Below are 26,706 nucleotides of genomic sequence, written 5' to 3'. Positions count from 1 at the left end.
GCGCCATAACGACAACCAGCGCGCCCGCTCCACCCGCTCGCCACGAGCCCTCAGTCCTGCCCAGAACAACGAGAAGTCCCGCCAGCGGACACCACGCGGCGAGGACACGGAGGTAAGGCCATGAACGCCCTGCATGCAGTGCAGACCGCAGCGGTATCCATTCGCGCGGTCCGCAAGGTCTACGGCGATCCGCAATCCGGGCCCGTCGCCCTCAAGCACGTCGACCTGGAAATCCGCGACAACGAGTTCTTCACCCTTCTCGGCCCATCCGGCTGCGGCAAGACCACCCTGCTGCGGATGATCGCCGGCTTCGAATACCCCAGCGCCGGCAGCATCCACCTCTATGGCGAGGACATCGCCGACCTGCCGCCCTACGCGCGCCCGGTCAACACGGTGTTCCAGCACTACGCGCTGTTCCCGCACATGACCATCGCCCAGAACCTGGCCTTCGGCCTGGAATCCCAGCCGCTGGGCCGGGCCATGAGCCGCGCCCAGGTCGCCGAGCGCGTGGCCGAGATGCTCGCCCTGGTGCAGATGGAGCGCTTCGCCGACCGTCGCCCGACGCAGCTGTCCGGCGGCCAGCAGCAACGCGTCGCCCTGGCCCGCGCCCTGGCGCCGCACCCCCGGGTGCTGCTGCTGGACGAGCCGCTCTCGGCCCTCGACCTCAAGCTGCGCCAGGCGATGCGCGAGGAATTGAAGGTGATCCAGGCGAAGACCGGCATCACCTTCATCTTCGTCACCCACGACCAGGAAGAGGCCCTGACCCTGTCCGACCGCATCGCGGTGTTCTCGGAGGGCCAGGTGCAGCAGGTCGGCACCCCGCAGGAAATCTACGAGCGCCCGCGCAATCGTTTCGTCGCCGACTTCATCGGCGAGACCAACTTCCTCGACGCCCAGGTGCTGAGCCTCGATGGCGCCCGGGCGCTGTGCCAGGGACCGGGCGGGCAGCCGTTCCAGGCCGAATCCGTCGACGGCGTGCTGCCGGGCAGCCGGGTCAGCCTGTCGATCCGCCCCGAGCGCGTGCACCTGGGCGGTGTCGATACCGTCGGCGCACTGCCCTGCCGGGTGGAGGCACAGGTGTACCTGGGCACCGACCTGCAGTACCGGGTGAGCCTCGACGACGGCACCCGGCTGACCGTGCGCATGCCCAACAGCCTGGAGCGTCACCAGCGCTTCGGCGTCGGCGAGCGCGCCGCGCTGCAGTTCGAGAACGGCAGCGCCAGCGTCCTGCTGGACTGAGCCCGGAGGCTGACATGCATCGATCCACCCTCACCGGCGCCGCCCTGCACGCGCGCCGGCAATCCCTGCGCAACCTGCTCGGCGTCAGCCCGGCGCTGCTCGCCATCGGCCTGTTCCTGATCGTCCCCATCCTGCTGGTGGTCGGCTATTCGCTGATGGAAGCCAACCCCTACGGCGGGGTCGAGCCGGTGTTCAGCACCGAGTCCTACCTGTCGCTGCTGTTCGAGCGGCAACTGGACGACAGCCTGGCCTTCGTCGACGCCTACCTGCTGATCGCCCTGCGCTCCATCGGCATCGCCGCGGCGACCACGCTGGTGACCCTGCTGATCGGCTTCCCGGTGGCGGTGTGGCTGGCCATGCAGCCGCCCCACAAGCGCGGCCTGCTGATCTTCCTCATCACCGTGCCGTTCTGGGCCAACCTGCTGATCCGCACCTACGCCTGGATCCTGCTGCTGCGCGAGACCGGCGTGGTCAACGGCACGCTGGTGGGCCTGGGGCTGGTCGACCAGCCGCTGCAGCTGCTCTACACCGACGGCGCGGTGCTGCTGGGGCTGGTGTACACCTACGCGCCCTTCGTGGTGCTGCCGATCTACGCCACCCTGGAGAAGATGGACATGCGCCTGCTGGAGGCGGCCCAGGACCTCTACGCCGGCCGCTGGCGCACCCTGCGCACGGTGGTGCTGCCCATCGCCCGGCCGGGCATCCTCGCCGGGGCCATCCTCACCTTCGTGCCCTGCCTCGGCGCCATGGTGGCCCCGGAGCTGCTCGGCGGCGGCACGCGGATGATGCTCGGCAACCTGATCTTCCGGCAGTTCAGCGATGCCCGTAACTGGCCCTTCGGCTCCGCCCTGGCGCTGGTGCTGATGGCCGCGGTGATGCTGGTGCTGACCCTCTACGCACTGCGCGCCGAGCGCGTGCGCATCGCCCGGGGAGGTGTGTGATGAACCTGTTCAAGCGCCGCCTCGGCGTCCACCACTTCCCCGGTTTCGGCGGCTTCAGCCTGCTGTTCTATCTCTACCTCTACGCGCCGATCCTGGTCCTGGTGGTGCTGTCGTTCAACGCCAACCAGTCGGCCACGGTGTGGAGCGGCTTCAGCCTCGACTGGTACCGCGCCGCCTTCGCCAACCAGGCGCTGCGCCAGGCCGCCGGCAACAGCCTGCTGATCGCCCTGTGCGCCAGCCTGATCGCCACCGCCATCGCCACCCTGGCGGCCCTGGCCACCTCGCGCGGCGCCCGCTTCAAGGGCCTGCGCCTGTCGATGGGCACCATCATGCTGCCGCTGGTGCTGCCCGAGATCGTGGTCGGCGTCGCCACCCTGGCGCTGTTCTCCACCCTTGGCCTGTCCCTGGGCTACGGCAACCTGATCATCGCCCACACGGTGTTCTGCATCCCCTTCGCCTACCTGCCGATCCGCGCGCGCCTCAACGACATGGACCTGTCCCTGGAGCAGGCCGCCGCGGACCTCTACGCCGGGCCCTGGCGCACCCTGCGCAAGGTCACCTTGCCGCTGCTGATGCCGGGGATCCTCTCCGGGCTGATGCTGGCCTTCATCGTCTCGCTGGATAACTTCGTGATCTCGATGATGGTCTCCCAGGCCGGCACCACCACGCTGCCGATCTTCATCTTCGGCCTGCTGCGCATGGGCGTGACGCCCGACGTGAACGCCGTGTCGACGCTGATCCTCGGCGTCTCCGTGCTCTTCGTGACCCTGTCCTGGCTGCTTGGCAGGCAAAGAACCTGACCCTGGAGAATTGACGCATGAAAAAGCTGATCGCTGTTCTGGGTACTTCGCTGGGCCTCGCCCTGGCGGCCAACGTGCAGGCCGCCGGCACGCTCAACGTCATCAGTTGGAGCGGCTATTTCTCGCCGCAGATCCTGGAGAAGTTCGAGAAGGAGAGCGGCATCAAGGTCACGGTGGACTCCTACGATTCCAACGAGACGCTGCTGGCCAAGCTCAAGCAGGGCGGCGCCGGCTACGACGTCGCCATCCCCTCCCACCAGTTCGTGCCGATCCTCATCCAGGAGCAGTTGCTGGAGCGCTTCGAGCCCGGCAAGCAGGCCTACTACCAGGGCTTCACCGCCAACCTGCAGAAGCCCGCCTGGGACCCGGAGGGCGCCTACGCCGCACCCTTCATCTGGGGCACCACCAGCGTGGTGGTCAACCGCGAGCGCTACCAGGGCGAGGCGGACAGCTACGCGCTGCTGTTCAAGCCGCCGGCGGAGCTGCAGGGGCGCATCAACATGTTCGACTCGGTCAGCGAGGTGATCGACACCGCCAGCCTCTACCTGGGCATCCCGCTGTGCAGCGAGGACCCCAGGCAGATGCAGCAGGTGCTGGCGCTGCTCAAGCAGCAGAAGCCCCATGTGCGCACCTACAGCTCCAAGGCCGGTGCCATCCGCGAGAGCCTGGCGGCCGGCGAGCTGGACATGTCGATGTTCTGGGGCGGTTCCTCGCTGCGCGCACGGGAGATGAAGCCGAGCCTCCAGTACCTCTACCCGAAGGAAGGCGTGATGGCCTGGGTGGACAACCTGGTGATCCCCAAGGGCGCGCGCAACCTGGATAACGCCAAGGCCTTCATCGCCTTCCTCAGCCAGCCGGAGAACGCCGCGCTGACGCAGAATTTCCTCAAGCACCAGAGCCCGGTGCAGGGCGTCGAGCCCTACCTCGAGCCGGGCCTCAAGGACGCCCCGGAGCTGCACATCCCCGAAGGCACCAAGGTGGTGTTCAGCCAGACCTGCGGCGCTGGCGCCATCCGCCTGGCCGACCGCCTGTGGACCAACCTGATGCGTTGATGAACACCGCCCCCGCCGGCGCGGGGGCGCATAACCAGAACGAGACGGAACGAGATCACTGCCCATGAGTCATGCAACCCCGATCAGCGAGCTGGTGCGCCTGCCGGCCGCCGAGCTGGCCGAGCGCATCCGCGCGCGCGATGTGTCCTGCCGCGAGGTGATGCTGGATTACCTGGCCCAGATCGAGCGCTTCAACCCGGCGGTCAATGCGCTGGTCAGCCTGCAACCGGCCGAGGCGTTGCTGGCCCAGGCCGACGAGCGCGACGCCGAGCTGGCGCAGGGCCTCTACCGGGGCTGGATGCACGGTCTGCCCCACGCGGTGAAGGACCTCTCGGCGGTCAGGGGCATCACCACCACCTACGGCTCGCCCTTGTTCCGCGACCACGTGCCGGCACGTGACGGCATCATGGCCGAGCGCCTGCGCGCCGCCGGGGCGATCTTCATCGGCAAGAGCAACACGCCGGAATTCGGCCTCGGCTCGCAGAGCTACAACCCGCTGTTCGGCGCCACCGGCTGCGCCTTCGACCCCACCCGCACGGCCGGCGGCAGCAGCGGTGGCGCGGCGGCGGCCCTGGCGCTGCACCTGGTGCCGGTGGCCGATGGCAGCGATATGATGGGCTCGCTGCGCAACCCGGCGGCCTTCAACAACGTCATCGGTTTCCGCCCGTCCCAGGGCCGCGTGCCCTTCGACGACAGCGCCGACCTGTTCTTCGACCAGCTCGGCTACGAGGGGCCGATGGGCCGCAGCGTGCGCGACGTGGCCCTGCTGCTCTCGGTGCAGGCGGGCGGCGATGCCCGTGCGCCGCTGTCCATCCCCGGCGATGGCGCGGCCTTCGCCGGCTCGTTGCAGCGCGACTTCAAGGGCGCGCGCCTGGGCTGGCTGGGTGACCTCGACGGCCAGTTGCCGATGCAGCGCGGCGTGCTTGAGCTGTGCCGCACCGCCCTGAAGGATTTCGAGGCGCTGGGCTGCGTGGTGGAGGAGACGGGCCTGGGCTTTTCCCGCGAGCGGCTCTGGGACACGTGGCTGACCCTGCGCCACTGGCTGGTGGCCGGTGGCCTGGGGGCGGCCTATGAGGACCCGGCGAAACGCGCGCAGCTCAAGCCGGAAGCCTGCTGGGAAGTGGAGAACGGCCTGCGCCTGAGCGGCCAGCAGGTCTACCGCGCCTCGGCCGCCCGCAGCGACTGGTACCGCGCGGTGAGCCGGCTGTTCGAGCGCTTCGATTACCTGCTGCTGCCCAGTGCCCAGGTGTTCCCTTTCGACAAGGCGCAGCACTGGCCGCAGGCGATCGAGGGCGTGGTGATGGATACCTACCACCGCTGGATGGAGGTGGTGATCCCCGGGACCCTGTCGGGCTGCCCGGTGGCCAACGTGCAGGCGGGGTTCAACACGGATGGCCTGCCGATGGGGCTGCAGATCATCGGGCCGCACCAGAAGGACCTGGCGGTGCTGCAACTGGCCCATGCCTACGAGCAGGCCAGCGACTGGTTCCGCCGGCGTCCGTCGCCGTTGCTGGCGGCGGGCTGAGGGACCCGGAAAGAAAAGGGCCCGCTCCCGTTTCGTGGCGGGGCGGGCCCAGTACTGCTCGGTTGCTAGCGGACCTTGACGACCACCTTGCCCACCGCCTTGCGCTGGCCGAGGGCGTTGATGGCGTCGGCGGACTGCTCCAGCGGGAACACCTGGGAGACCAGCGGCTTGAGCTTGCCTTCGGCATGCCAGGCGAACAGTTGCTGGAAGTTGGCCAGGTTGTCCTGGGGCTGGCGCTGGGCGAAGGAGCCCCAGAACACGCCGACCACCGAGGCGCCCTTGAGCAGGGTCAGGTTCACCGGCAGCTCGGGGATGCGGCCGCTGGCGAAGCCGACCACCAGCAGGCGGCCGTTCCAGGCAATGGAGCGGATGGCCTCGTCGAACAGGTCGCCACCCACCGGGTCGTAGATCACGTCCGCGCCCTGGCCGCCGGTCAGCTCCTTGACCTTCTCCTTGAGGCTGGACTCGCTGTAATTGATCAGCAGGTCGGCGCCTGCGGCCTTGGCCACTTCCAGTTTCTCGGCGCTGCTGGCGGCCGCGATCACCTTGGCGCCCATTGCCTTGCCGATCTCCACCGCCGCCAGGCCGACACCACCGGAGGCGCCCAGCACCAGCAGGGTCTCGCCCGGCTGTAGGTTGGCGCGCTGCTTGAGGGCGTGCATGGAGGTGCCGTAGGTCATGCCGAATGCGGCTGCGGAATTGAAGTCGATGCCCTTGGGGATCGGCATCACGTTGTAGCCGGGCACGGCCACCTGCTCGGCGAAGCTGCCCCAGCCGGTCAGCGCCATGACCCGGTCACCGGGCTTGAGGTGGGTGATCTTCTCGCCGACGGCGGCGACGGTACCGGCCGCTTCGCCACCCGGGGAGAAGGGGAACGGCGGCTTGAACTGGTACTTGCCTTCGATGATCAGCGTGTCGGGGAAGTTGACGCCGGCGGCATGCACGTCGATCAGCACTTCGTTCTTCTTCGGCTCGGGGCTGGCAACCTCTTCGAGCACCAGGGTTTCGGCTGGGCCGAAGGCTTTGCACAGGACGGCTTTCATGGACGCTTCCTCAACGTGGATGCCGGCGCGAAGGGCCCGGCGGGTTGGCCTGATGGCTTGGCAGTGTAGGTAGCCGGCCCGGTGGGTCAACGAGCATGGCCCGGCCTGATAGCCATGCATAAGCATCGGGCTTGGGCCGGCGCGCGGGTCTGGCTATGCTAGGCGGCATGCCTCCTCAGGAATGATCCCCGTGAAAACCACCCTCGCACTGCTGCTGGCCCTGCTCATCCCCTTCGCCGCCCTGGCCAACGAGGAGAAGGAAGAACCCAAGGAGGGCGAGGCTGCCGCCCCGAAGGTCGCCTATGTCGGCCTGACGCCTGCACTGGTGGGCAACTACGGTGCGGGCCCCAAGCTCAAGTACTACAAGGCGGACATTTCCCTGCAGGTGGCTGGGGCGGATGCGGCCAAGTCGGTGGAATACCACGAGCCGCTGATCCGCAATCAGTTGGTGATGCTCTTCTCGCAGCAGACCGACGAAAGCCTGGCCACGCCCGACAGCAAGGAGAAACTGCGCCAGGAGGCGCTCAAGCAGGTCCAGCAGGTGCTGCAGCAGGAAGAGGGCAAGCCGCTGGTGGACGACCTGCTGTTCAACAACCTGATCATCCAGCCCTGACCCGGGCTCGCGTTCAGCGCAGCGCGATCACCGCCTGCCATTCCTCGTCGCGCACCGGCATCACCGAGAGGCGCGACCCCTTCTGCACCAGCGGCATCCCCTCCAGCGCGGCCTGGGTCTTCAGCGCCGCCAGGGGGATGACCGACGGGAAGGCCTCGACGAACTCGACGTCCAGCGCGCTCCAGGGGTTCTTCTCCTGGCTGGCCTTGGCATCGAAGTAATGGCTGCCGGGGTCCAGTGCCGTTGGGTCCGGGTAGGGGGCACCGACGATGCGGGCGATCCCGGCGATGCCCGGTTCCGGGCAGCTGGAGTGATAGAAGAAGAACAGTTCGCCCTCCTGCATGGCACGCATGAAGTTGCGCGCCTGGTAGTTGCGCACGCCATCCCAGCGCGCGCGGCCCAGGCGCTGGAGGTCGTGGATCGACAGTTCGTCGGGTTCTGATTTCATCAACCAATAAGGCATGAACTTTGCTCCTGACGTCCGGTCCTTGTCGCGGACGAAAAATCATCAACTGGCCGACGGTCGGCTGGCGTCATAAATTGCGTGTTCCCCAGCGTTGCCGGAGAATGCCGCACTTTAAGCCGCAGACCACTCGCGGCCCATAACTAAAAGCAACCGCCGCAAGTCATCGCGGAACGTTTGCCTTGAAGGGGGAGGCAATCGATGAAACGCAAACCCGATCTTCTCTGGGTACTGGTCATACTCTTCGGCCTGGGCGTGGTTACCACGGGTTACACCCAGAGCCTGTGGGAGCAGCGCCAAGGCGCGCCGGTCAGTATCCAGCAGCCCTGATTCTCCGACGACGCCGCAGGGAACGCGGCGCCGCCTCAGTTCCCGCGATACCAGCCCCCGTCCGTCACCGTCGCCTGCAGGCGCACGTCCCAGCTCGCCAAGGGCAACCGATCCACTTTCTGGCATTCATGGGCCAGGCCCAGCAGCGTCGGCTTCTGCCAATTTTTGCGCCGTGCGCGATAGGCCAGGCTGCGGTCGTAGAAGCCGCCACCCATCCCCAGGCGCCCGCCGTCCTCGTCGAATCCCACCAGCGGCAGCAGGACCAGGTCCAGCGTCCACACCGGGCGCTGCTGCGACCCATTGGCGCGGGGTTCGAGGATGCGGAAACGGTTGCGCACCAGTTTCTCGCCCGGGCGCAGGCGCTGGAACACCATGCGCGTCGGCGGCCAGGCCTTGAGCACGGGCAGGTAGGTGGCCTTGCCGCGCCTCTGCGCCTCGCGCAGCAAGGGGCGCGGGTCGATCTCGCCGTCTGCCGGCAGGTACAGCGCCACGTGGCGGGCACGGCGGAACAGCGGATGCTGGGCGAGCTGGCGATAAAGGTCGCGGGCGGCGTGTTTCTGTTCGAGGGGGGGAAGCGTGCGGCGTGTCTGCCTGAGCAGGCGCCGCAGAGCCGGGCGGGAGAGAGTGCCGGCGCTGATCATGAAGGGTACGACTCCCCGGTTATGCCGCTGTCGGTTTAGCCCTTGAACCCGAAAGTTCAAGGTGGAGGTTGCAGGAGGCGTTAAGGCTTTCCGTCAGGCGGACATGCACACCGGCCCCACTTACAACCCCCGTGGTTGTGCGTATCGGCTCAGGGACATCACCGACTGGCAAACACACCAGGGAGCTGCCGGCGAGTATACCCCAAGAGAAGGCTCTGGCGTCAGGCTTCGTGACCATCCGGATCAGCGGCCAGGGCGTGGTCGACGCGCTCGAGCAGGTCGCGCACGCGCTCGCGGGTCGAGGTGGCCTCCTGGTCCAGGCGCTCCTGCTTGTGCAGCAGTTCGTGGGTGATGTTGAGGGCGGCCATCACGGCGACGCGGTCAGCGCCTATGACTTTGCCGCTGGTGCGGATCTCGCGCATCTTGCCGTCGAGGTAGCGGGCGGCACTTTCCAGGTTGGCGCGCTCGTCCGAGGGGCAGGCGATGCAGTATTCCTTGTCGAGGATGTGGACGGTGACGGTGTTCGGCTGGGTCATGAATCCTGCTCCAGGGCTTTCAGGCGCGAAATCATCGCTTCGACCTTCAGCCGGGCCATTTCGTTCTTTTCGATCAGATGAGCGCGTTCTTCTTTCCAGGCCTTTTCAGCCGCCTGCAGTTGCCGGTTTTGCGACTTGAGCTGCTCAACGCGCTGGATCAGGAGCTCCAGCTTGGCGGTGAGGGCTTGCAGTTCCGCGTCTTCCATGGGCTCTCTACTTGGGCGATGAATGGTCGGACTATATAGGATCGGCCCGATCCAGGGTCAAACCCGTCGGCGGCGGTCGATGGTCTTGGCGCGCGTGCCGATGCTAGGATACGAGGCCGTCATTCTAGTGATTGCGCCCTCTGGCGCCTAGCCACCCATGCCCAGTTCCAATTCCCCGTATTCCGCCTTCGCCACCCTGCTCGCCACCAGCGGTCAGCCCGTCTCTCCCGCCGAGCTTCACGGCCTCCTGCTGGGGCGCAGCTGCGCCGGTGCGGGCTTCGACGCCGAGCCCTGGCTGGAGGATGCCGCCGAGCTGCTCGGCAGCGCCCCGCAGGACAACCTGCGCCAGGCCCTGATCGGCCTGCAGGAGATGGTCAAGGACGAACTCACCGGCAGCGAGATGGCCGTCGTGCTGCTGCTGCCCGACGACGAAACGCCGCTGGCCGACCGCGCCGCCGCCCTTGGCCAGTGGTGCCAGGGCTTCCTCGGCGGCTTCGGCCTGACCGCACGCGAAGGCGCGCTGTCCGGCGAGGCGGTCGAAGTGCTCCAGGATCTTGCCTCCATCGCCCAGGTGCAGAGCGCCCTGGAAGACTCCGAGGACGGCGAGACCGACTATATGGAAGTGATGGAGTACCTGCGCGTGGCGCCCCTGCTGCTGTTCAGCGAGTGCGCCAGGAAGCCCGCGCCGGTGGCTCCGGCGCCGAAAACCTCTCTGCATTGAACCCGCGTCACGGGCGCATGGGCGCCCCTTGTAAGGAGCGCGCATGACCCGTATCCCGAAGTCCGAATTCGCCCGTCGTCGCAAGGCCCTCATGGCGCAGATGGTGCCCAACAGCATCGCCATCCTGCCGGCGGCGCCGGTGCACATCCGCAATCGCGACGTCGAGCACGTGTACCGCCAGGACAGCGACTTCCAGTACCTCAGCGGCTTCCCCGAGCCCGAGGCGGTGCTGGTGCTGATCCCCGGGCGCGAGCACGGCGAATACGTGCTCTTCTGCCGCGAGCGTGACCCCGAGCGCGAGCTGTGGGACGGCCTGCGCGCCGGCCAGGACGGCGCCATCAGCGAATACGGCGCCGACGATGCCTTCCCCATCGGCGACATCGACGACATCCTCCCCGGCCTCATCGAAGGCCGCGAGCGCGTCTACTACTCCATCGGCACCAACCCCGAGTTCGACCAGCACCTGATGGAGTGGGTCAACGTGATCCGCTCCAAGGCGCGCCAGGGTGCGCAGCCGCCGAACGAGTTCGTCGCCCTCGACCACCTGCTGCACGACATGCGCCTGTACAAGTCGGCGGCCGAGATCAAGGTCATGCGCGAGGCCGGCGAGGTCTCCGCCCGTGCCCATGTGCGCGCCATGCAGGCCGCCCGCGCCGGCCTCTACGAGTACAGCCTGGAAGCCGAGCTGGAATACGAGTTCCGCAAGGGCGGCGCGAAGATGCCGGCCTACGGCTCCATCGTCGCCGCCGGCAGGAACGCCTGCATCCTCCACTACCGCGAGAACGACGCGCAGCTGAAGGACGGCGACCTGGTGCTGATCGACGCCGCCTGCGAGCTGGACTGCTACGCCAGCGACATCACCCGCACCTTCCCCGTCAGTGGCCGCTTCAGCCCCGAGCAGAAGGCCATCTACGAACTGGTGCTGGCCGCCCAGGAAGCCGCCTTCCTAGAAATCGCCCCCGGCAAGCACTGGAACGAAGCCCATGAGGCCACCGTGCGCGTGATCACCGCCGGCCTGGTCGAGCTCGGCCTGCTGCAGGGCGATGTCGACGAGCTGATCGCCAGCGAAGCCTACAAGCCCTTCTACATGCACCGCGCCGGCCACTGGCTGGGCATGGACGTGCACGACGTCGGCGAATACAAGGTCGGCGGCGAGTGGCGCGTACTGGAGCCCGGCATGGCCATGACCGTCGAGCCGGGCATCTACATCGCCGTCGACAACCAGGACGTGGCGAAGAAGTGGCGCGGCATCGGCGTGCGCATCGAGGACGACGTGGTGGTGACCAGGAAAGGCTGCGAGATCCTCACCGGTGGCGTACCCAAGACGGTCGCCGATATCGAGGCCCTGATGGCCGCCGCACGAACCGAGGCCGCGTGATGCAACGTACCCAACTGGCGATCATCGGCGGCGGCCTCGTGGGCGCCAGCCTGGCCCTGGCCCTGCAGGAAGGCGCCAAGGCGCGCGGCTGGAAGATCACCCTGATCGAACCCTTCGCCCCCGGTGACAGTTACCAGCCCAGCTACGACGCCCGCTCCTCGGCGCTGTCGTTCGGCACCCGGCAGATCTACGAGCGCCTCGGCCTGTGGCAGGCCATCGCCCGCCGAGCCGAGCCCATCCTGCAGATCCACGTATCCGACCGTGGCCGCTTCGGCGCCGCGCGCCTGGCCGCCATCGAGGAGGGCGTCCCGGCGCTTGGCTACGTGGTGGAGAACGCCTGGCTCGGCCAGTGCCTGTGGCAGGCCCTGGACGCCGAGGTGGTGAGCTGGCGCTGCCCCGCCGAAGTGGTGCGCATGGAGCCCCTGGCGGACGGCTATCGCCTCAGCCTCAACGATGACACCCAGCTCGACTGCGAGCTGGCGGTGCTGGCCGACGGCGGCCGTTCCGGCCTGCGCGAGCAACTGGGCATCGGCGTCAGGCGCAACCCCTATGGGCAGACCGCGCTGATCGCCAACGTCAGCCCGATGGAAGCCCATCGCGGCCAGGCCTTCGAACGCTTCACCGACGAAGGCCCGATGGCCCTGCTGCCGCTGGCGGAAAACCGCTGCGCGCTGGTCTGGACCCGTCCGGGCAAGGACGCCGAGCGTCTTTCCCGCCTCGACGACCGCGCCTTCCTCGCCGAGTTGCAGGAAGCCTTCGGCTATCGCCTGGGCGCCTTCGGCCAGGTGGGCGCGCGGCACCTCTACCCACTGACCCTGGTGGAAGCCGAGGAGCAGGTGCGCGCCAACCTGGTGGTGCTCGGCAACGCCGCCCACAGCCTGCACCCCATCGCCGGCCAGGGCTACAACCTGTCCCTGCGCGACACCGTGGCCCTGGCCGAGACGCTGCTGGCCAGCGCCGCGCCCCTGGGCGACTTCGCCACCCTGCAGGGCTACCTCGACAACCAGCGCCTGGACCAGGACCTCACCGTCGGCTTCTCCGACCAGGTGACGCGCCTGTTCTCCAACAAGGAGCCGCTGCTGGCCACCGGGCGCAACCTGGGCCTGCTGGGGCTCGACCTGCTGCCCCCGGCCAAGCGCTGGTTCGCCCGCCAGGCCATGGGCCTGGGCACCCGCCCCATCTGAGCCGCGCGATGCAGGACCGTTCGATGGCGCGCAAGGCGCGCTTCCTGCGCTGGGCGCTGAACATCTACCCGCCCTACCTCGGGGCGGGTGTGCGCGTGCGGCAGATCAGCGCAGACTTCCGTCTGGTGCGAGTCAAACTGGCGCTGGGCTGGTACAACCGCAACTACGTCGGCACCCAGTTCGGCGGTTCGCTCTACAGCATGACCGACCCCTTCTTCATGCTGATGCTGATGAACCTGCTCGGACGCGACTACATCGTCTGGGACAAGGCCGCCAGCATCGACTTCGTCTCCCCCGGCAAGGGCCCGGTCTACGCCGAGTTCCGCATCGACGACGCGTTGCTCGCGCGCATCCGCCAGCACACCGCCGACGGTGAAAAATACCTGCCCGAGCTGCACGTCGACGTGCACGACGGCGACGGCACCCTGGTCGCCAGGGTGCACAAGACCCTCTATGTGCGGCTCAAGCCGCGCGCGCGGCAAGCCGCCTAAGGAATGCACATGCAAGCGGATCTGATCATCGTCGGTGCCGGCATGGTGGGCAGTGCCCTCGGCCTGGCGCTCAAGGACAGCGGCCTGGAGATCATCCTGATCGACGGCAGCCCCCTGAGCATCAAGCCCTTCGACGCCGAGGCCGCCTTCGAGCCCCGGGTCAGCGCCCTGTCCGCCGCCAGCCAGCGCATCCTTCAGCGCCTCGGCGCCTGGGAGGGTGTCGCCGCGCGCCGCGCCAGCCCCTATGGCGAGATGCAGGTCTGGGATGGCTCCGGCACCGGCAACATCCACTTCTCCGCCGCCAGCGTGCACGCCGAGGTGCTCGGCCACATCGTCGAGAACCGGGTGATCCAGGAAGCCCTGCTGGAGCCGCTGCACGACAGCGGCGTCGGCCTGCTGCCCAACGCCCGCCTGGAGCGCCTGCGGCGTTCCGGCGACGACTGGCTGCTGACCCTGGTGGATGGCCGCGAGCTGCGTGCCCCGCTGGTAATCGCCGCCGACGGTGCCAATTCCGCCGTGCGCCGCCTGGCCGGCTGCGCCACCCGCGAGTGGGATTACCTGCACCACGCCATCGTCACCAGCGTGCGCTGCGAACGGCCGCACCACCGCACCGCCTGGCAGCGCTTCACCGACGACGGCCCGCTGGCCTTCCTGCCGCTGGATCGCCAGGGCGACGACCACTGGTGCTCCATCGTCTGGTCCACCACGCCCGAGCAGGCCACGCGCCTGATGGCCCTGGACGACGAGGCCTTCCGCGTCGAGCTGGGCAAGGCCTTCGAGCATCGCCTGGGCCGCATCGAGGCCGCCGATCCGCGCCTGTGCATCCCGCTGCGCCAGCGCCACGCCAAGCGCTACGTGGAGCCGGGCCTGGCCCTCATCGGCGATGCCGCCCACACCATCCACCCGCTGGCCGGGCAGGGCGTCAACCTCGGCTTCCTCGACGCCGCGGTGCTGGCCGAGGTGCTGCTGCACGCCCATGGCCGTGGCGAGCGCCTGGCCGATGAGCGCGTGCTCAGCCGCTTCGAGCGCCGGCGCATGCCGCACAACCTGGGGATGATGGCGGCGATGGAAGGCTTCCAGCGCCTGTTCCAGGCCGACCCGCTGCCGCTGCGCTGGCTGCGCAACGCCGGGCTCGACCTGGTCGACGGCCTGCCCGAGGCCAAGGCCCTGTTCGTGCGCCAGGCCCTGGGCCTTTCCGGCGACCTGCCGGAGCTCGCCCGCGTCTGACCTCCCCGGGCCGCGCGCGCGGCCCGGGCGAAACACCTCGTCATACAAAGCGCCGTCGGATGCCAACTGAGGTTGATTATCATCTGGCTCCTTTTGTCCATCGCGAGGCATTCGCAAATGAAGGCGCGCAACTCCCTGCTCACGCTCCTGGCCGTCGGCCTGGGCGCTACCTCCGTCCAGGCAGCCGATGAAGTGGTGGTCTATTCGTCGCGAATCGACGAGCTGATCAAGCCGGTGTTCGACGCCTACACCGCGAAGACCGGCGTCCCCATCACGTTCATCACCGACAAGGAAGCCCCGCTGATGCAGCGCATCAAGGCCGAGGGCGAGAACGGCGTGGCCGACCTGCTGCTCACCGTCGACGGCGGCAATCTCTGGCAGGCCGAGCAGATGGGCATCCTGCAACCCTTCAGCTCCCCCACCATCAAGGCCAACATCCCCGCGCAGTACCGTTCCGGCACCGACAGCTGGACCGGCCTCTCGCTGCGCGCGCGCACCATCGTCTACTCCACCGAGCGGGTGAAGCCGGAGGCGCTCTCCACCTACGAGGCCCTGGCCGATTCCAGCTGGGAAGGCCGCCTGTGCCTGCGCTCTTCGAAGAAGGTCTACAACCAGTCGTTGACCGCCACCCTGATCGAGGCGCGCGGCGCCACCGAGGCCGAGAAGGTGCTCAAGGGCTGGGTCGCCAACCTGGCCACCGACCCCTTCGCCGACGACAACGCGGTGATCCAGGCGGTGGACGCCGGCCAGTGCGACGTCGGCATCGTCAACACCTACTACTACGGGCGCCTGCACCAGCAGAACCCGAAGCTGCGCGCCAAGCTGTTCTGGCCCAACCAGGCCGACCGTGGCGTGCACGTCAACCTCTCCGGCATCGGCCTGACCCGCCACGCGCCCCATCCCGAGGCGGCCAAGGCACTGGTGGAGTGGATGACCACCCCCGAGGCGCAGAGCCTGTTCGCCGGGGTCAACCAGGAATTCCCCGCCAACCCGGCGGTGCAGCCGTCGGCCGAAGTGGCCGCCTGGGGCGCCTTCAAGGCCGACGACGTACCGGTGGAAATCACCGGCAAGCGCCAGGCCGAAGCCATCCGCATGATGGACCGGGTGTCCTGGAACTGACCCGCGCCGGGGCGCTCCCCGGTGGGCGCCCCTCGCCACCCTACTCCCGCCTGGTCGAGAACCCCGCTTGAAGCGTCCCGCCCTGCGCCGCTGGTACCCCATCACCTTCGCCATCGCCGCCCTGGTGCTGCTGCCGCTCTGCGTGCTGCTGCTGTCCTGGCACGAGGTGGACCGGGAGATCTGGGCGCACCTGTGGGACACCCAGTTGCCACGCCTCCTGGGCAACAGCCTGGTGCTGGTGCTCGGCGTCGGCTGCGGGGTGACGCTGCTGGGCGTCAGCCTGGCCTGGCTCACCAGCCTCTGCGAGTTCCCCGGCCGGCGCTGGCTGGACTGGGCGCTGATGCTGCCTTTCGCCATCCCCGCCTACGTGCTGGCCTTCGTCTTCATCGGCCTGTTCGACTTCGCCGGCCCGGTGCAGAGCCTGCTGCGCGAAGGGTTCGGCAGCGGCGTGCGCCTGCCCCGGGTGCGATCCACCGGCGGGGTGATCACCGTGCTGGTGCTGGTCTTCTACCCCTACGTCTACCTGCTGGCGCGCAGCGCCTTCCTGGCTCAGGGGCGGGGGCTGATGGAGGCCGCGCGCACCCTGGGGCTGACGCCCTGGCAGGCGTTCTGGCGCGTCGCCCTGCCCATGGCGCGACCGGCCATCGGCGCCGGGCTGGCCCTGGCGATCATGGAGACCCTGGCCGACTTCGGCGCGGTCTCGGTGTTCAACTTCGACACCTTCACCACCGCCATCTACAAGACCTGGTACGGCTTCTTCAGCCTCGGCAGCGCGGCCCAGCTGGCCAGCCTGTTGTTGCTCGGCGTGTGCCTGGTGCTCTATGGCGAGCGCCGCGCGCGTGGCGTCACCCGCCCGGCCAGCGAACGGCCCCGTGGCGCCGCCCTCTATCACCTGCGTGGCGCCCGGGCCTGGGCGGCCAGCGCCTGGTGCGGCCTGGTGTTCGCCTGCGCCTTCGTCATCCCCCTGCTGCAACTGCTCGTCTGGTGCTGGCAGCGCGGTCGCTTCGACCTCGACGAGCGCTACCTGGGGCTGATCCTGCACAGCCTCTACCTGGGCGCGATGGCGGCGCTGATCACCGTTGCGGTGGCCTTGCTGCTGGCCTTCGCCCGGCGCCAGGAGCCGACCCGGCCGATCCGCTCGGCGGTAGGCCTGGCCAACCTCGGCTACGCCCTGCCGGGCTCGGTGCTGGCGGTGGCCATCATGCTCGCCTTCAGCTGGCTCGACCGAGAGCTGGTGGTGCCTGTGTCCGGCCTGCTCGGCGGGGCCGGCAAGCCGCTCTTGCTGGGCAGCCTCTCGGCCCTGCTGCTGGCCTACCTGGTGCGCTTCATGGCGGTGGCCCATGGGCCGCTGGAGAGTGCCCTGGCGCGCATCCGCCCAGCGCTGCCGGAGGCCGCGCGCAGCCTCGGCGTCGCCGGCCCGCGCCTGTTCCTGCGGGTCTACCTGCCGTTGCTGGTGCCCGGCGCCCTGAGCGCGGCGCTGCTGGTGTTCGTCGATGTGCTCAAGGAGATGCCCGCCACCCTGCTCATGCGTCCGTTCGGCTGGGACACGCTCGCGGTGCGCATCTTCGAGATGACCAGCGAGGGCGAATGGGCCCGCGCTTCGCTGCCCGCCCTGAGCCTCGTGCTGGTGGGGCTGCTGCCGGTGGTCGGCCTGATCCGCCGTTCCGCCCGGGGTTTCGGACGCTGAAACATGGCGTGACCGGCGGGTCGCCGGTCGGGTGTCCAGTCTTCCACCTTGCGGCTACAATGCGCGCCATTCGTTGCGGCGCGTCTGCATGAAAGGGTGCCGGGAGCCCCCGCCTGGGCTACCCAAAGCCAGGCCCGGCAAGGGCTCCGTACCCGTCCGCATCTTCGCCAAGCCCGGAAGGAGAAACCCATGGGACAGCGTACCCCCCTCTACGATCTGCACCTGGCGTTGGGGGCCAAGATGGTCGATTTCGGCGGCTGGGACATGCCGCTGCACTACGGCTCGCAAGTCGATGAGCACCACCAGGTGCGCACCGATTGTGGCGTCTTCGATGTCTCCCACATGACCGTGGTCGACGTGTCCGGCAGCCAGGCCGCGGCCTACCTCCAGCGCCTGCTGGCCAATGACGTCGACCGCCTCGGGACCCCCGGCAAGGCGCTCTACAGCGCGATGCTCAACGAGCGTGGCGGCGTCATCGACGACCTCATCGTCTACCTCACCCACGACGGCTACCGCCTGGTGGTCAACGCCGCCACCCGCGACAAGGACCTGGCCTGGATGCACAAGCAGGCCGAGGGCTTCGCGGTACGCCTCGAGGAGCGCAGCGACCTGGCCCTGCTCGCCATCCAGGGCCCCGCCTCCCGCCACCGTACCGCCGAGCTGGTGAGCAGTGCCCGCGCCTCGCTGATCCATGAACTCAGGCCCTTCCAGGGCCTGCCTGAAGGCGACTGGTTCATCGCCCGCACCGGCTATACCGGTGAGGACGGCCTTGAAATCATGCTCCCGCGCGACCAGGCAGCGGGCTTTCTCAACGAACTGGTGGGCGCCGGTATCGCGCCCATCGGCCTCGGGGCCCGTGACACCCTGCGCCTGGAGGCGGGCCTGAACCTCTATGGCCAGGACATGGACGAGGACAACTCGCCCCTGGCCTCGAACCTGGCCTGGACCATCGCCTGGGAACCCGCCGGCCGCGACTTCATCGGCCGTGCCGCGCTGGAAGCCCAGCGCGCCGCCGGCGAGCAGCCGAAGCTGGTGGGCCTGGTGCTGGAGGAGCGCGGCGTGCTGCGCGCCCACCAGGTGGTGCGGGTGGAGGGCGTGGGCGAGGGTGAGATCACCAGCGGCAGCTTCTCGCCCACCCTCGGCAAGTCCATCGCCCTGGCCCGCCTGCCGGCGGGGACCTGCGATCGCGCCGAGGTGGAAATCCGTGGCAAGTGGTACCCGGTTCGTGTCGTCCAGCCGAACTTTGTTCGCAATGGCAAAGCCTTGATCTAAATTTTCCTGGCGGGCCGACCGCCGCCGTCCTTTAGGAGCCTGAACAATGAGCAACATCCCCGCCGATCTGCGTTACGCCCCCAGCCACGAGTGGGCCCGCCTGGAAGCCGATGGCAGCGTTACCGTGGGCATTTCCGACCATGCCCAGGAAGCCTTGGGCGACGTGGTCTTCGTCGAGCTGCCGGAAGTCGGCAAGACCCTGGCCGCCGGCCAGGAAGCCGGAGTGGTCGAGTCGGTGAAGGCCGCCTCGGACATCTACTCGCCGGTTTCCGGCGAGGTGATCGCCATCAACGAGCAACTGACCGAGTCCCCCGAAGACGTCAACAGCGACCCCTACGGCGCCTGGTTCTTCAAGCTCAAGCCGGCCAACACCGCCGAGCTGGACAAGCTGCTGGACGCTGCCGCCTACAAGGCCTCCGCCGACTCCGACGCCTGACCCCACCCGGCGCGCCGCTCCCCCTGGGGCGGTCGCCGGCGTCCTGCCCGGCGGGTCTCCCCGACCAGCCGGCCGGCCATCCTGGAAATGCTTGCCTAAGCTTATTGGGCCATTTCCAGAGGCCGATTCCATGTCGCACATCCCCCCGCTGTCCCAGCTGCAACAGCCCGATGCGTTCCTCCGCCGCCACCTGGGCCCGGACCCGGCCGAGCAGCAGGCCATGCTCGAGACCCTGGGCCTCGCCGACCGCGACGAACTGGTGGTGCAGACCGTGCCGCCGGCGATCCGCCTCAACCGCCCGCTGGACCTGCCGCCCGCCCTCGACGAGCAAGGCGCCCTGGCGAAGCTGCGCGCCCATGCGCAGCGCAACGAGGTGTGGACCAGCCTGATCGGCATGGGCTACCACGGCACCCTGACCCCGGCGGTGATCCTGCGCAACGTGCTGGAGAACCCCGGCTGGTACACGGCCTACACCCCCTACCAGCCGGAGATCGCCCAGGGCCGCCTGGAGGCGCTGCTGAATTTCCAGCAGATGACCATCGACCTCACCGGCCTGGAACTGGCCAGCGCCTCGCTGCTGGACGAAGCCACCGCCGCCGCCGAGGCCATGGCCCTGGCCAGGCGCGTGGCCAAGGCCAGGAGCAACCTGTTCTTCGCCGACCAGAACTGCCACCCGCAGACCCTCTCCGTGGTGCGCACCCGCGCCGAGGCCTTCGGCTTCGAGCTGGTGGTGGACGCGGTGGAGAACCTGCCTTCGCATCAGGTGTTCGGCGCCTTGCTGCAATACCCGGACACCCACGGCGAGATCCGCGATCTGCGCCCCCTGATCGACCACCTGCACGGCCAGCAGGCGCTGGCCTGCGTCGCCGCCGACCTGCTCGGCCTGCTGCTGCTGACCCCGCCCGGCGAGCTGGGCGCCGACGTGGTGTTCGGCTCGGCCCAGCGCTTCGGCGTGCCCATGGGCTACGGCGGCCCCCATGCCGCCTTCTTCGCCACCCGCGACGAATTCAAGCGCGCCATGCCCGGGCGCATCATCGGCGTCTCCAAGGACGCCCGGGGCAACCTCGCCCTGCGCATGGCCCTGCAGACCCGCGAACAGCACATCCGCCGCGAGAAGGCCAACTCCAACATCTGCACCGCCCAGGTGCTGCTGGCCAACATCGCCGGCTTCTACGCCGTCTACCACGGCCCCCAGGGCCTCAAGCGCATCGCCCAGCGCGTGCACCGGCTCACCGCCATCCTCGCCGAGGGGCTGGCACGCAAGGGCATGCAGCGGGTCAACCAGCACTACTTCGACACCCTCACCCTGGAGGTGGGCGGCAGCCAGACGGCGATCATCGAATCGGCGAAGGCCGCCCGCATCAACCTGCGCATCCTCGGGCGCGGCCGGCTGGGGTTGAGCCTGGACGAGACCAGCAGCGCGGCCACCGTCGAGCAGCTGTGGAGCATCTTCCTCGGCGCCGACCACGGCCTCTCGGTAGACGAGCTGGACGCCGGGGTGCTGGTGCCGGGCATTCCCGCCGCCCTGGCGCGCGAGTCCGCCTACCTCGAACACCCGGTGTTCAACACCCACCACAGCGAGACCGAGATGCTGCGCTACCTCAAGCAGCTGGAGAACAAGGACCTGGCGCTCAACCAGTCGATGATCCCCCTCGGCTCCTGCACCATGAAGCTCAACGCCACCAGCGAGATGATCCCCATCACCTGGCCGGAGTTCGCCGCCATCCACCCCTTCGCGCCGCTGGAGCAGACCCAGGGCTACCAGGCGATGATCGCCGAGCTGGAGGCGTGGCTGCGGGCGATCACCGGCTTCGACGCCATCTGCATGCAGCCCAACTCCGGGGCCCAGGGCGAGTACGCGGGGCTGCTGGCGATCCGCAAGTACCACGAAAGCCGGGGCGAGGCGCATCGCAACATCTGCCTGATCCCCGCCTCGGCCCACGGCACCAACCCGGCCTCGGCGCAGATGGCGAGCATGCGCGTGGTGATCGTCGAGTGCGACAAGGCCGGCAACGTCGACCTCGACGACCTCAAGGCCAAGGCGGCCGAGGCGGGGGCGCAGCTGTCCTGCCTGATGGCCACCTACCCCTCGACCCACGGCGTGTACGAGGAAGGCATCCGCGAGATCTGCGAGGTCATCCACGCCCAGGGCGGGCAGGTCTACATGGATGGCGCCAACCTCAACGCCCAGGTCGGCCTGGCGCGTCCGGCCGACATCGGCGCCGACGTCTCGCACATGAACCTGCACAAGACCTTCTGCATCCCCCACGGCGGCGGCGGCCCGGGCATGGGGCCGATCGGCGTGCGCGCGCACCTGGCGCCCTTCGTCGCCAACCACCCGGTGATCGAACTCAAGGGGCCGGACCCGGAGAACGGGGCGGTCAGCGCGGCGCCCTGGGGCAGCGCCAGCATCCTGCCGATCAGCTGGATGTACATCGCCATGATGGGCCCGCAGCTGGCGGATGCGACGGAGCTGGCCATCCTCAACGCCAACTACCTGGCCAAGCGTCTCGGCGAGGCCTACCCGGTGCTCTATACCGGGCGCAACGAACGGGTCGCCCACGAATGCATCCTCGACCTGCGCCCGCTCAAGGCGGAAACCGGGATCAGCGAGGAGGACGTGGCCAAGCGCCTGATGGACTACGGCTTCCACGCGCCGACCATGTCATTCCCGGTGCCCGGCACCTTGATGATCGAGCCCACCGAGAGCGAGTCCAGGCACGAGCTGGACCGCTTCATCGAGGCCATGCTCGGCATCCGCGCGGAGATCGCCAAGGTGCAGGCCGGCGAATGGCCGGCCGAGGACAACCCGCTCAAGCGTGCGCCGCACACCCTGGCCGACGTGGTGGGCCTCTGGGAGCGCCCCTACAGCATCGAGCAGGCCGTCACGCCCACCGCGCACACCCGGGCGCACAAGTACTGGCCGACGGTGAACCGCGTCGACAACGTCTATGGCGACCGCAACCTGTTCTGCGCCTGCGTGCCCCTGGAGGACTACCGCGAGTGAGGCATCTCCAGAGACTGCCTGCGTTGCCACTGCGGCGTTGGAACAGGCTCAACGTGCTCATTCACGCCGCGTGAACTGCGCTTCTCCGCCTGTTCTGCCCTGCACCGACGGCCTCGCCTGCGTTTCCAGGGGCCCCCGGCAGACCGGGTTCACTCGGCCTTCAGCTGCAGGCGTCCGAGCAGGCCGATCAGCAGCACGTTGAAGACGATCAGCAGCAGGCTGCTGGCCAGGCCCACGAGGTTGATCAGCGTGCTGGGCATGAAATCGAAGAGGCTGAAGTCGAGCATCGAGAGCACGCGCTCGCCGAACCAGAACAGGTCGATCACGATCATCAGGATCAGCACGATCTTCAGCGTGGGAACGGGGTTGCCCATGGGGTACGTCCTTGTGGGGAGGGAATGGAGGGGCCGTTGCGCCGTGACGCCGGCCCGTTGCTTTTTGCCTGAGCCAGGCGCCGCCCGCAACCACCGGATGCGCAGGGTGCGCGCCGGGTAACGCTTCGGCTCGCGGCGCCGGGGCAATGAAAAGGGCCCTCAGCCGTGCTGAGGGCCCTCGGTGCATTCCATGCCGCGCTGCAAGCGCCCGCGCCTGCGGGTTTCCCTTATTCGCTGGCGAGGATGGCGCTGGCCAGTTCCTCGTCGCTGGCCTGGATGCCGGGGTTGTCGGCACGGACCTGCTTCAGGGCGGCTTCCAGGAAGGGGCCGCGGATGGCGCCATCGCTGGCGACGAAGCTGCTGGCGTCCTCGCGGGCGGCCACGATCAGCTTGTGGTCCTTGAAGGTCACGTAGGTGGAGGCGGTGGTGGCGCCGGAAGAGATCACGTTGCGCCAGAAGGTATCCGCCATGGCCGAGCCGGCAGGGAGGGCGGCCAGGGCGATGACAGCGGCAGCTACTGTGGTACGCATGGGATGACTCCAGGTTGTTGTGGGGGGAACCTGCACGTGAGATTCCGGGCGCCCCCGGGGAGTTCCGTCGCCTCGCCTGGCAGCCGCCGATCGGTCATGGCAGCTGGCCAGTCTGCAGGGCCGCGACGTGGCTATTCGCGCTTCAGCGCCGGGTCGTCCGGATTGAGCTGCTCCAGCTCGGCGAGCAGCGCCTGCACCTTCTGCATCTGCCCCGCCTCGCGCCAATAGCCGATCAGCGTCAGGCGTGCCTCGCGGTTGGCCGGCGCGTTCTCCAGCACCTGCTCCAGGCGCTGGCAGGCTTCCTCCAGCTTGCCGTCGTCGTGCAGCGCGGTCGCCAGCGCGTGGCCGAACTGGGCGTTGCCGGGCTCCAGGCGCACCGCTTCGCGGAAGGCGGCGATGGCGTCCTGGCGTTCACCCTTGCGCAGCAGCGCCAGCCCGCGGGCATGGTGCAGCAGCGCCGACTGCGGATGATCGCGCAGGGCCTCGGCCAGCAGCCGCTGGCCTTCCTCCCATCGGTAGTTGGCGTCGAGCCATTGCACCAGCGCCACGCGGGCGGGGAGGAAATCGGGGTCGCGCTCGACGGCCTTGCGCAGGCGGCCCTCCACCTGGTCGGCGCGGCCGTTGCCCTGGTAGAGCGAAGCGAGGTTGAGGTTGGCCTCGGCGCGCTCGGCCAGGTTCAGCTGGATGGCCTCGTACTCGCCGATGGCCTTGTTCCAGGCCTTCTCGTAGTTGCCCAGGCCGGTGGTGCCCATGCCCAGCAGGCCGCGCGCGGCGATGGCGCGCACCGCCAGCACCGGGTCGCTGAGCAGCGGGCCCAGCAGGTCGCGGCGCTGCTCCGGCGGCAGCAGGGCATTGACCGCACGCACCGCCGCCTCGCGCACCTGGGGTGCGGCGTGGTTGAGGTCGTTGGCGGCCAGGTTCAGCGCCCGCTCGCTGGGGTAGCCGGGCAACTCGGCGAGCAGGGTGGCGCGACGGATCGCCGGCAGGTCGCCGCGCTCCAGTTGCTGGAACAGCGCGCGCGAGGCACCGGGGCGACCGTTGCGCACCAGGGCCAGGCTTTCGTCATAGCGCGGCGCGGGGTCCCGCGCCTTGCCGTACCAGCGCTCGAACTGCTCGGCGACCGCCTGGCCGGCGACATCCTGGTGGCAGCCGAGGCAGGCGTCGGGCGTGCCGAGCTTCAGCGCGCGGCCCGGGTTGGGCAGGCTGAAGCCGTGGTCATGGCGGTAGTCGACACCCAGGAGCGTCTTGCCCGGCATGTGGCAGTCGATGCACTGCGAGCCGGGCTGCCCGGCGGTATGGCGCAGGTGCTCGGGGGCTTCGTAGTCGCGCGCCTTCAGGCCCCTGTCGTCGATGCCGGCCACGGCGCTCTTGCCGGCGGGGTTGTGGCATTGGGTGCACAGGGCATTGCCCCGGACCTTGAGGCCGCCGCCGTGTGGATCGTGGCAGGTGCTGCAGCTCAGGCCCCGGGCGTACATGCGGCTCTGGGTGAAGGAGCCGTACTCGTAGACCTGCTCCTTGAAGGTGCCGTCCAGCTCATAGAGTTCACGGGTCAGCGCGCTGGGCAGGTAGTTGTCCATCAGCCGCTTGCCGAAGGCGTGGTCGTCGTTCAGCGGCACGCGCCGGGCGTGGCAGCGGGCGCAGGTCTCCACCTGCAGGCGGTTGCTGGCACGGGTGAGGTCGAGGGCGAAGCCGGCCTGGGAGTGCAGGCCCCTGAAGCGTGCCCATTCCAGGTGGCGCGAGGCCGGGCCGTGGCAGGCCTGGCAGCCGACGCCCAGGGCGTGCCACTGGCTGGCGTAGGTGCCGGTGCCGTCGTCGAAGCCACGGACGTAGCCCGTGGTATGGCAATCGATGCACTGGAAGTTGGCGTTCTGCGACGGCTTGCTCCAGTGCTGCGGGTTGCGCAAGTCGACGCCCTGGCCGGGGGCGAGGTGGAACCAGGCCTTCCTGCGCGTATCCCAGGCCAGGTCCAAGGCCTGCAGGCGGCCGCCGGGGAACTCCAGCAGGTATTGCTGCAGCGGCTCGACGCCGAAGGCATAGGCGACCTTGAAATCCGCCGGCTGGCCATCGGGGCCCGTGGTGTTCACCCAGTAGCCACCGTCCTTGCGGAAGAAGCGCGTGCTGCCGCCTTCGCCGTCGAAGCGGGCGTCGTCGAAGTCACCCTGCACCGAGCGCGGCGTGGCCTCCTGCATCGCCAACTGGTGGTGGGAGCCTTTCCAGGCCCTGGCCTGGGGGGCATGGCAGGTGCCGCACTGCTGCTCGTCGACCATCTGCGCCGGCCCCTGCTCCGCAAGCGTCGGCACCGTGGCCCGGGCCGGCACGTACGGCTTGCCGCCCTGCACCCACAGCCAGCCACCCAGGCCCACCAGCAGCAACAGGGCGGCGAGCACGGGAAGGACGTAACTGGGGCGGCTGGGCGTACTCGCGGGGGAATCGGGTGCGTTCGGGCGTTTCGGCATGCAGACGTCCGCTGTGGTGCATGGATTCACGGAAGCGCGCAGCTTCCGTGAATGCGCCCGAGGCTGTCAAACCAGCCCGAGACGGGTGGCACGCCACGGCGGTGCTCAGTGGCAGAGGCAGAGCAGATGCGGTCGATAATGGCCCCCCGGTTCTGCGCTGATGGTGCACAGAAAACTCAGTTCGGCAGGGGTATCCAGCCAGGTCATCTGCTCGAACAGGCGGGGCTCGGCGGTCACCTGCTGCACCAGGTAGCCCCGGTGCTGGTCGCGCTCCTCCTCGGTTGCCGGCTGCCGGGCGATGACCGCGTAGCACTGGTCGTGGCCTTCGACGTTATGGCGGTGGATGCCGAGGCACAGGACGGTGAGTTGAAATTGCATGTCGCATCTCCTTTCGCGATTGGGTGCCTTGCGGCACAGGCCCATCCGGGCGCTTTGACTGAAAGCCTCCCTCCGCCCTGCGGGCCCATGCCTGGGGGCCACTGGCCCGGGCCGGCGACCGGCGTTCTTCCCGACGCCTGGTCCTGCCGGCTGGCGGACCGTGAGTGGAACACGGGCACGCATTGGCGGGCGGAGGGAGGTTGAAACCCGTGTGGCGTCCGCTCGAGGGATGCCAGAGGAACAACCTGCTTTTGGATAATACACATGGTAATTCGTGCTTCGGCAGTGTATTACACTGGGTCACTGGTGGCCGGCAATACGGCGCGTAATGTCGCGCCCATGAAAAAATGGAACCTGCTGGCCAAGGCCAGGATGAAAGATCTCGGCGTCACCCAGGAGCAACTGGCCGAACGCCTGCACGTGACCCAGGGCGCAGTCGCGCACTGGCTGGGCGGGCGCCGCGAGCCTGGGCTGACACGTATCAACCAGATACTCGGCGCGCTGCACATGCCTCCGCTGAGCATCGGCGGGCAAGCCGTGCAGTCGTCCACGGCGCCCGACGACGGCAAGCAGGCCGCAGACGCCCCGGATGGCGTGGCCCCTATGACCATCGGAGAACCGGAGTCGTCCCGCTATGAATACGAAATCGAGCTTCCGCTGCTGCGCGAGGCCGAGGGCGATTCAGGGCATCCCGCCGCGCTGGAGGAACTGGACTACTCCGGTATTCGCTTCAGCCGACATGCCTTGCAGCAGCGTCAGATAGATCCGGAACACGTTGCCTGCGTCATCGTCAGCGGCGACAGCATGGAACCCCTCTTTCCCGACGGCGCGGTCCTCGGAATCGATCGTGGGCGTTGCGAGCTGGTCGATGGCAAGGTCTATGCCCTGGTGGACGAGGGCATGCTGAGGATCAAGGTCCTGCACCGCCTCCCCGCCGGCCAGATTCGCCTGCGCAGCTACAAGCGCGAGGAGTACCCCGACGAGGAGCGTCCCCAGGCCGGCATCCAGATCATCGGGCAGGTGTTCTGGTCCTCGGTGCTGTGGTGACCCGCCCACC

General features: G+C 68.7%; 27 protein-coding genes and 1 other RNA gene. 18 read left to right on the top strand and 10 right to left on the bottom strand.

The window, feature by feature from the left end; all coding sequences use genetic code 11:
* The first annotated feature begins 120 nt into the window (after positions 1-120).
* From DMX10_RS11200 to DMX10_RS11180, 5 genes are all read left to right on the top strand, one after another.
* Positions 121-1,239 (top strand): ABC transporter ATP-binding protein, encoded by a 1,119-nt coding sequence (locus DMX10_RS11200; protein WP_111261132.1) that lies wholly within the window; start codon positions 121-123, stop codon positions 1,237-1,239.
* 14 nt (positions 1,240-1,253) lie between these two features.
* Positions 1,254-2,180: an ABC transporter permease gene (locus tag DMX10_RS11195; RefSeq protein ID WP_111261131.1), complete on the top strand. Its 927-nt coding sequence runs from the start codon at positions 1,254-1,256 to the stop codon at positions 2,178-2,180.
* Positions 2,180-2,980, top strand: coding sequence for an ABC transporter permease (locus DMX10_RS11190; RefSeq protein WP_178082939.1), 801 nt, complete (start codon positions 2,180-2,182; stop codon positions 2,978-2,980). Before DMX10_RS11195 ends, DMX10_RS11190 begins: the two co-directional genes overlap by 1 nt.
* 17 nt (positions 2,981-2,997) lie before the next feature.
* Positions 2,998-4,032: an extracellular solute-binding protein gene (locus DMX10_RS11185; protein ID WP_111261129.1), complete on the top strand. Its 1,035-nt coding sequence runs from the start codon at positions 2,998-3,000 to the stop codon at positions 4,030-4,032.
* A 64-nt stretch (positions 4,033-4,096) separates the two neighbouring features.
* Positions 4,097-5,557, top strand: coding sequence for an amidase (locus tag DMX10_RS11180; RefSeq protein WP_111261128.1), 1,461 nt, complete (start codon positions 4,097-4,099; stop codon positions 5,555-5,557).
* A 65-nt stretch (positions 5,558-5,622) separates the two neighbouring features.
* On the opposite strand, the gene DMX10_RS11175 is transcribed toward DMX10_RS11180, so the two are convergent.
* Positions 5,623-6,600, bottom strand: a complete 978-nt coding sequence (locus DMX10_RS11175) for an NADPH:quinone oxidoreductase family protein (protein WP_111261127.1) — start codon at positions 6,598-6,600, stop codon at positions 5,623-5,625.
* A 190-nt stretch (positions 6,601-6,790) separates the two neighbouring features.
* On the opposite strand from DMX10_RS11175, the gene DMX10_RS11170 reads away from it, so the two are divergent.
* Positions 6,791-7,213, top strand: coding sequence for a flagellar basal body-associated FliL family protein (locus DMX10_RS11170; RefSeq protein ID WP_111261126.1), 423 nt, complete (start codon positions 6,791-6,793; stop codon positions 7,211-7,213).
* A 13-nt stretch (positions 7,214-7,226) separates the two neighbouring features.
* On the opposite strand, the gene DMX10_RS11165 is transcribed toward DMX10_RS11170, so the two are convergent.
* Complete coding sequence (locus tag DMX10_RS11165) at positions 7,227-7,676, bottom strand: EVE domain-containing protein (RefSeq protein ID WP_111261125.1); 450 nt, start codon at positions 7,674-7,676, stop codon at positions 7,227-7,229.
* 201 nt (positions 7,677-7,877) lie between these two features.
* On the opposite strand from DMX10_RS11165, the gene DMX10_RS33165 reads away from it, so the two are divergent.
* A complete protein-coding gene (locus DMX10_RS33165; protein ID WP_021218212.1) occupies positions 7,878-8,006 on the top strand; it encodes a hypothetical protein in 129 nt (42 codons plus the stop codon).
* A 35-nt stretch (positions 8,007-8,041) separates the two neighbouring features.
* Here the strand turns inward: DMX10_RS33165 and DMX10_RS11155 are convergent, their stop codons facing one another.
* From DMX10_RS11155 to DMX10_RS11140, 4 genes are all read right to left on the bottom strand, one after another.
* A complete protein-coding gene (locus tag DMX10_RS11155; RefSeq protein WP_111261124.1) occupies positions 8,042-8,647 on the bottom strand; it encodes a 5-formyltetrahydrofolate cyclo-ligase in 606 nt (201 codons plus the stop codon).
* 8 nt (positions 8,648-8,655) lie between these two features.
* Positions 8,656-8,834: non-coding RNA, 6S RNA (ssrS, locus tag DMX10_RS11150), on the bottom strand.
* Between the two features lie 34 nt (positions 8,835-8,868).
* Entirely contained in the window at positions 8,869-9,183 is a 315-nt protein-coding gene (locus DMX10_RS11145; RefSeq protein ID WP_111261123.1) for a cell division protein ZapA, read from the bottom strand.
* Positions 9,180-9,389, bottom strand: a complete 210-nt coding sequence (locus DMX10_RS11140) for a TIGR02449 family protein (RefSeq protein ID WP_111261122.1) — start codon at positions 9,387-9,389, stop codon at positions 9,180-9,182. The genes DMX10_RS11145 and DMX10_RS11140 overlap by 4 nt, the downstream gene beginning before the upstream one ends.
* A 157-nt stretch (positions 9,390-9,546) precedes the next feature.
* Between DMX10_RS11140 and DMX10_RS11135 the strand changes: the two genes are divergently transcribed.
* From DMX10_RS11135 to gcvP, 10 genes are all read left to right on the top strand, one after another.
* Entirely contained in the window at positions 9,547-10,110 is a 564-nt protein-coding gene (locus tag DMX10_RS11135; protein ID WP_111261121.1) for a YecA family protein, read from the top strand.
* 43 nt (positions 10,111-10,153) lie between these two features.
* Positions 10,154-11,488, top strand: a complete 1,335-nt coding sequence (gene pepP / locus DMX10_RS11130) for a Xaa-Pro aminopeptidase (RefSeq protein ID WP_111261120.1) — start codon at positions 10,154-10,156, stop codon at positions 11,486-11,488.
* Entirely contained in the window at positions 11,488-12,672 is a 1,185-nt protein-coding gene (ubiH, locus tag DMX10_RS11125; RefSeq protein WP_111261119.1) for a 2-octaprenyl-6-methoxyphenyl hydroxylase, read from the top strand. Before pepP ends, ubiH begins: the two co-directional genes overlap by 1 nt.
* Positions 12,673-12,680: 8 nt before the next feature.
* Positions 12,681-13,163, top strand: a complete 483-nt coding sequence (locus DMX10_RS11120) for a DUF4442 domain-containing protein (protein ID WP_111261118.1) — start codon at positions 12,681-12,683, stop codon at positions 13,161-13,163.
* Positions 13,164-13,172: 9 nt separating this feature from the next.
* On the top strand, positions 13,173-14,390 hold the full coding sequence (locus tag DMX10_RS11115) for a 2-octaprenyl-3-methyl-6-methoxy-1,4-benzoquinol hydroxylase (RefSeq protein WP_111261117.1): 1,218 nt from the start codon (positions 13,173-13,175) through the stop codon (positions 14,388-14,390).
* A gap of 117 nt (positions 14,391-14,507) precedes the next feature.
* Entirely contained in the window at positions 14,508-15,509 is a 1,002-nt protein-coding gene (locus DMX10_RS11110) for an extracellular solute-binding protein (protein WP_111261116.1), read from the top strand.
* A 67-nt stretch (positions 15,510-15,576) separates the two neighbouring features.
* The gene (locus tag DMX10_RS11105; RefSeq protein WP_111261115.1) at positions 15,577-17,196 is read left to right on the top strand and encodes an iron ABC transporter permease; all 1,620 of its coding nucleotides are present in this window, start codon (positions 15,577-15,579) and stop codon (positions 17,194-17,196) included.
* Between the two features lie 189 nt (positions 17,197-17,385).
* Entirely contained in the window at positions 17,386-18,468 is a 1,083-nt protein-coding gene (gene gcvT / locus DMX10_RS11100) for a glycine cleavage system aminomethyltransferase GcvT (protein WP_111261114.1), read from the top strand.
* 46 nt (positions 18,469-18,514) lie between these two features.
* Positions 18,515-18,904: a glycine cleavage system protein GcvH gene (gene gcvH / locus DMX10_RS11095; protein WP_111261113.1), complete on the top strand. Its 390-nt coding sequence runs from the start codon at positions 18,515-18,517 to the stop codon at positions 18,902-18,904.
* 130 nt (positions 18,905-19,034) lie between these two features.
* Complete coding sequence (gene gcvP / locus DMX10_RS11090) at positions 19,035-21,911, top strand: aminomethyl-transferring glycine dehydrogenase (RefSeq protein ID WP_111261112.1); 2,877 nt, start codon at positions 19,035-19,037, stop codon at positions 21,909-21,911.
* Between the two features lie 149 nt (positions 21,912-22,060).
* On the opposite strand, the gene DMX10_RS11085 is transcribed toward gcvP, so the two are convergent.
* From DMX10_RS11085 to DMX10_RS11070, 4 genes are all read right to left on the bottom strand, one after another.
* Positions 22,061-22,285 carry a hypothetical protein gene (locus tag DMX10_RS11085; protein WP_111261111.1) on the bottom strand — a complete coding sequence of 75 codons (225 nt, stop codon included), beginning with the start codon at positions 22,283-22,285 and terminating at the stop codon, positions 22,061-22,063.
* 227 nt (positions 22,286-22,512) lie between these two features.
* On the bottom strand, positions 22,513-22,815 hold the full coding sequence (locus DMX10_RS11080) for a DUF2388 domain-containing protein (protein WP_111261110.1): 303 nt from the start codon (positions 22,813-22,815) through the stop codon (positions 22,513-22,515).
* Between the two features lie 131 nt (positions 22,816-22,946).
* On the bottom strand, positions 22,947-25,271 hold the full coding sequence (locus tag DMX10_RS11075) for a tetratricopeptide repeat protein (protein WP_111261109.1): 2,325 nt from the start codon (positions 25,269-25,271) through the stop codon (positions 22,947-22,949).
* A 105-nt stretch (positions 25,272-25,376) separates the two neighbouring features.
* Complete coding sequence (locus tag DMX10_RS11070) at positions 25,377-25,649, bottom strand: hypothetical protein (RefSeq protein WP_111261108.1); 273 nt, start codon at positions 25,647-25,649, stop codon at positions 25,377-25,379.
* 264 nt (positions 25,650-25,913) lie between these two features.
* Between DMX10_RS11070 and DMX10_RS11065 the strand changes: the two genes are divergently transcribed.
* Positions 25,914-26,696 carry an XRE family transcriptional regulator gene (locus tag DMX10_RS11065; protein ID WP_111261107.1) on the top strand — a complete coding sequence of 261 codons (783 nt, stop codon included), beginning with the start codon at positions 25,914-25,916 and terminating at the stop codon, positions 26,694-26,696.
* Positions 26,697-26,706: the final 10 nt, after the last annotated feature.

The sequence above is a fragment of the Pseudomonas sp. 57B-090624 genome (assembly GCF_003234055.1).
Classification (GTDB): Bacteria; Pseudomonadota; Gammaproteobacteria; order Pseudomonadales; family Pseudomonadaceae; genus Metapseudomonas; species Metapseudomonas tohonis.
Note: the sequence above shows the minus strand (reverse complement) of the source record. Positions and strands in the feature narration are given on the sequence as shown.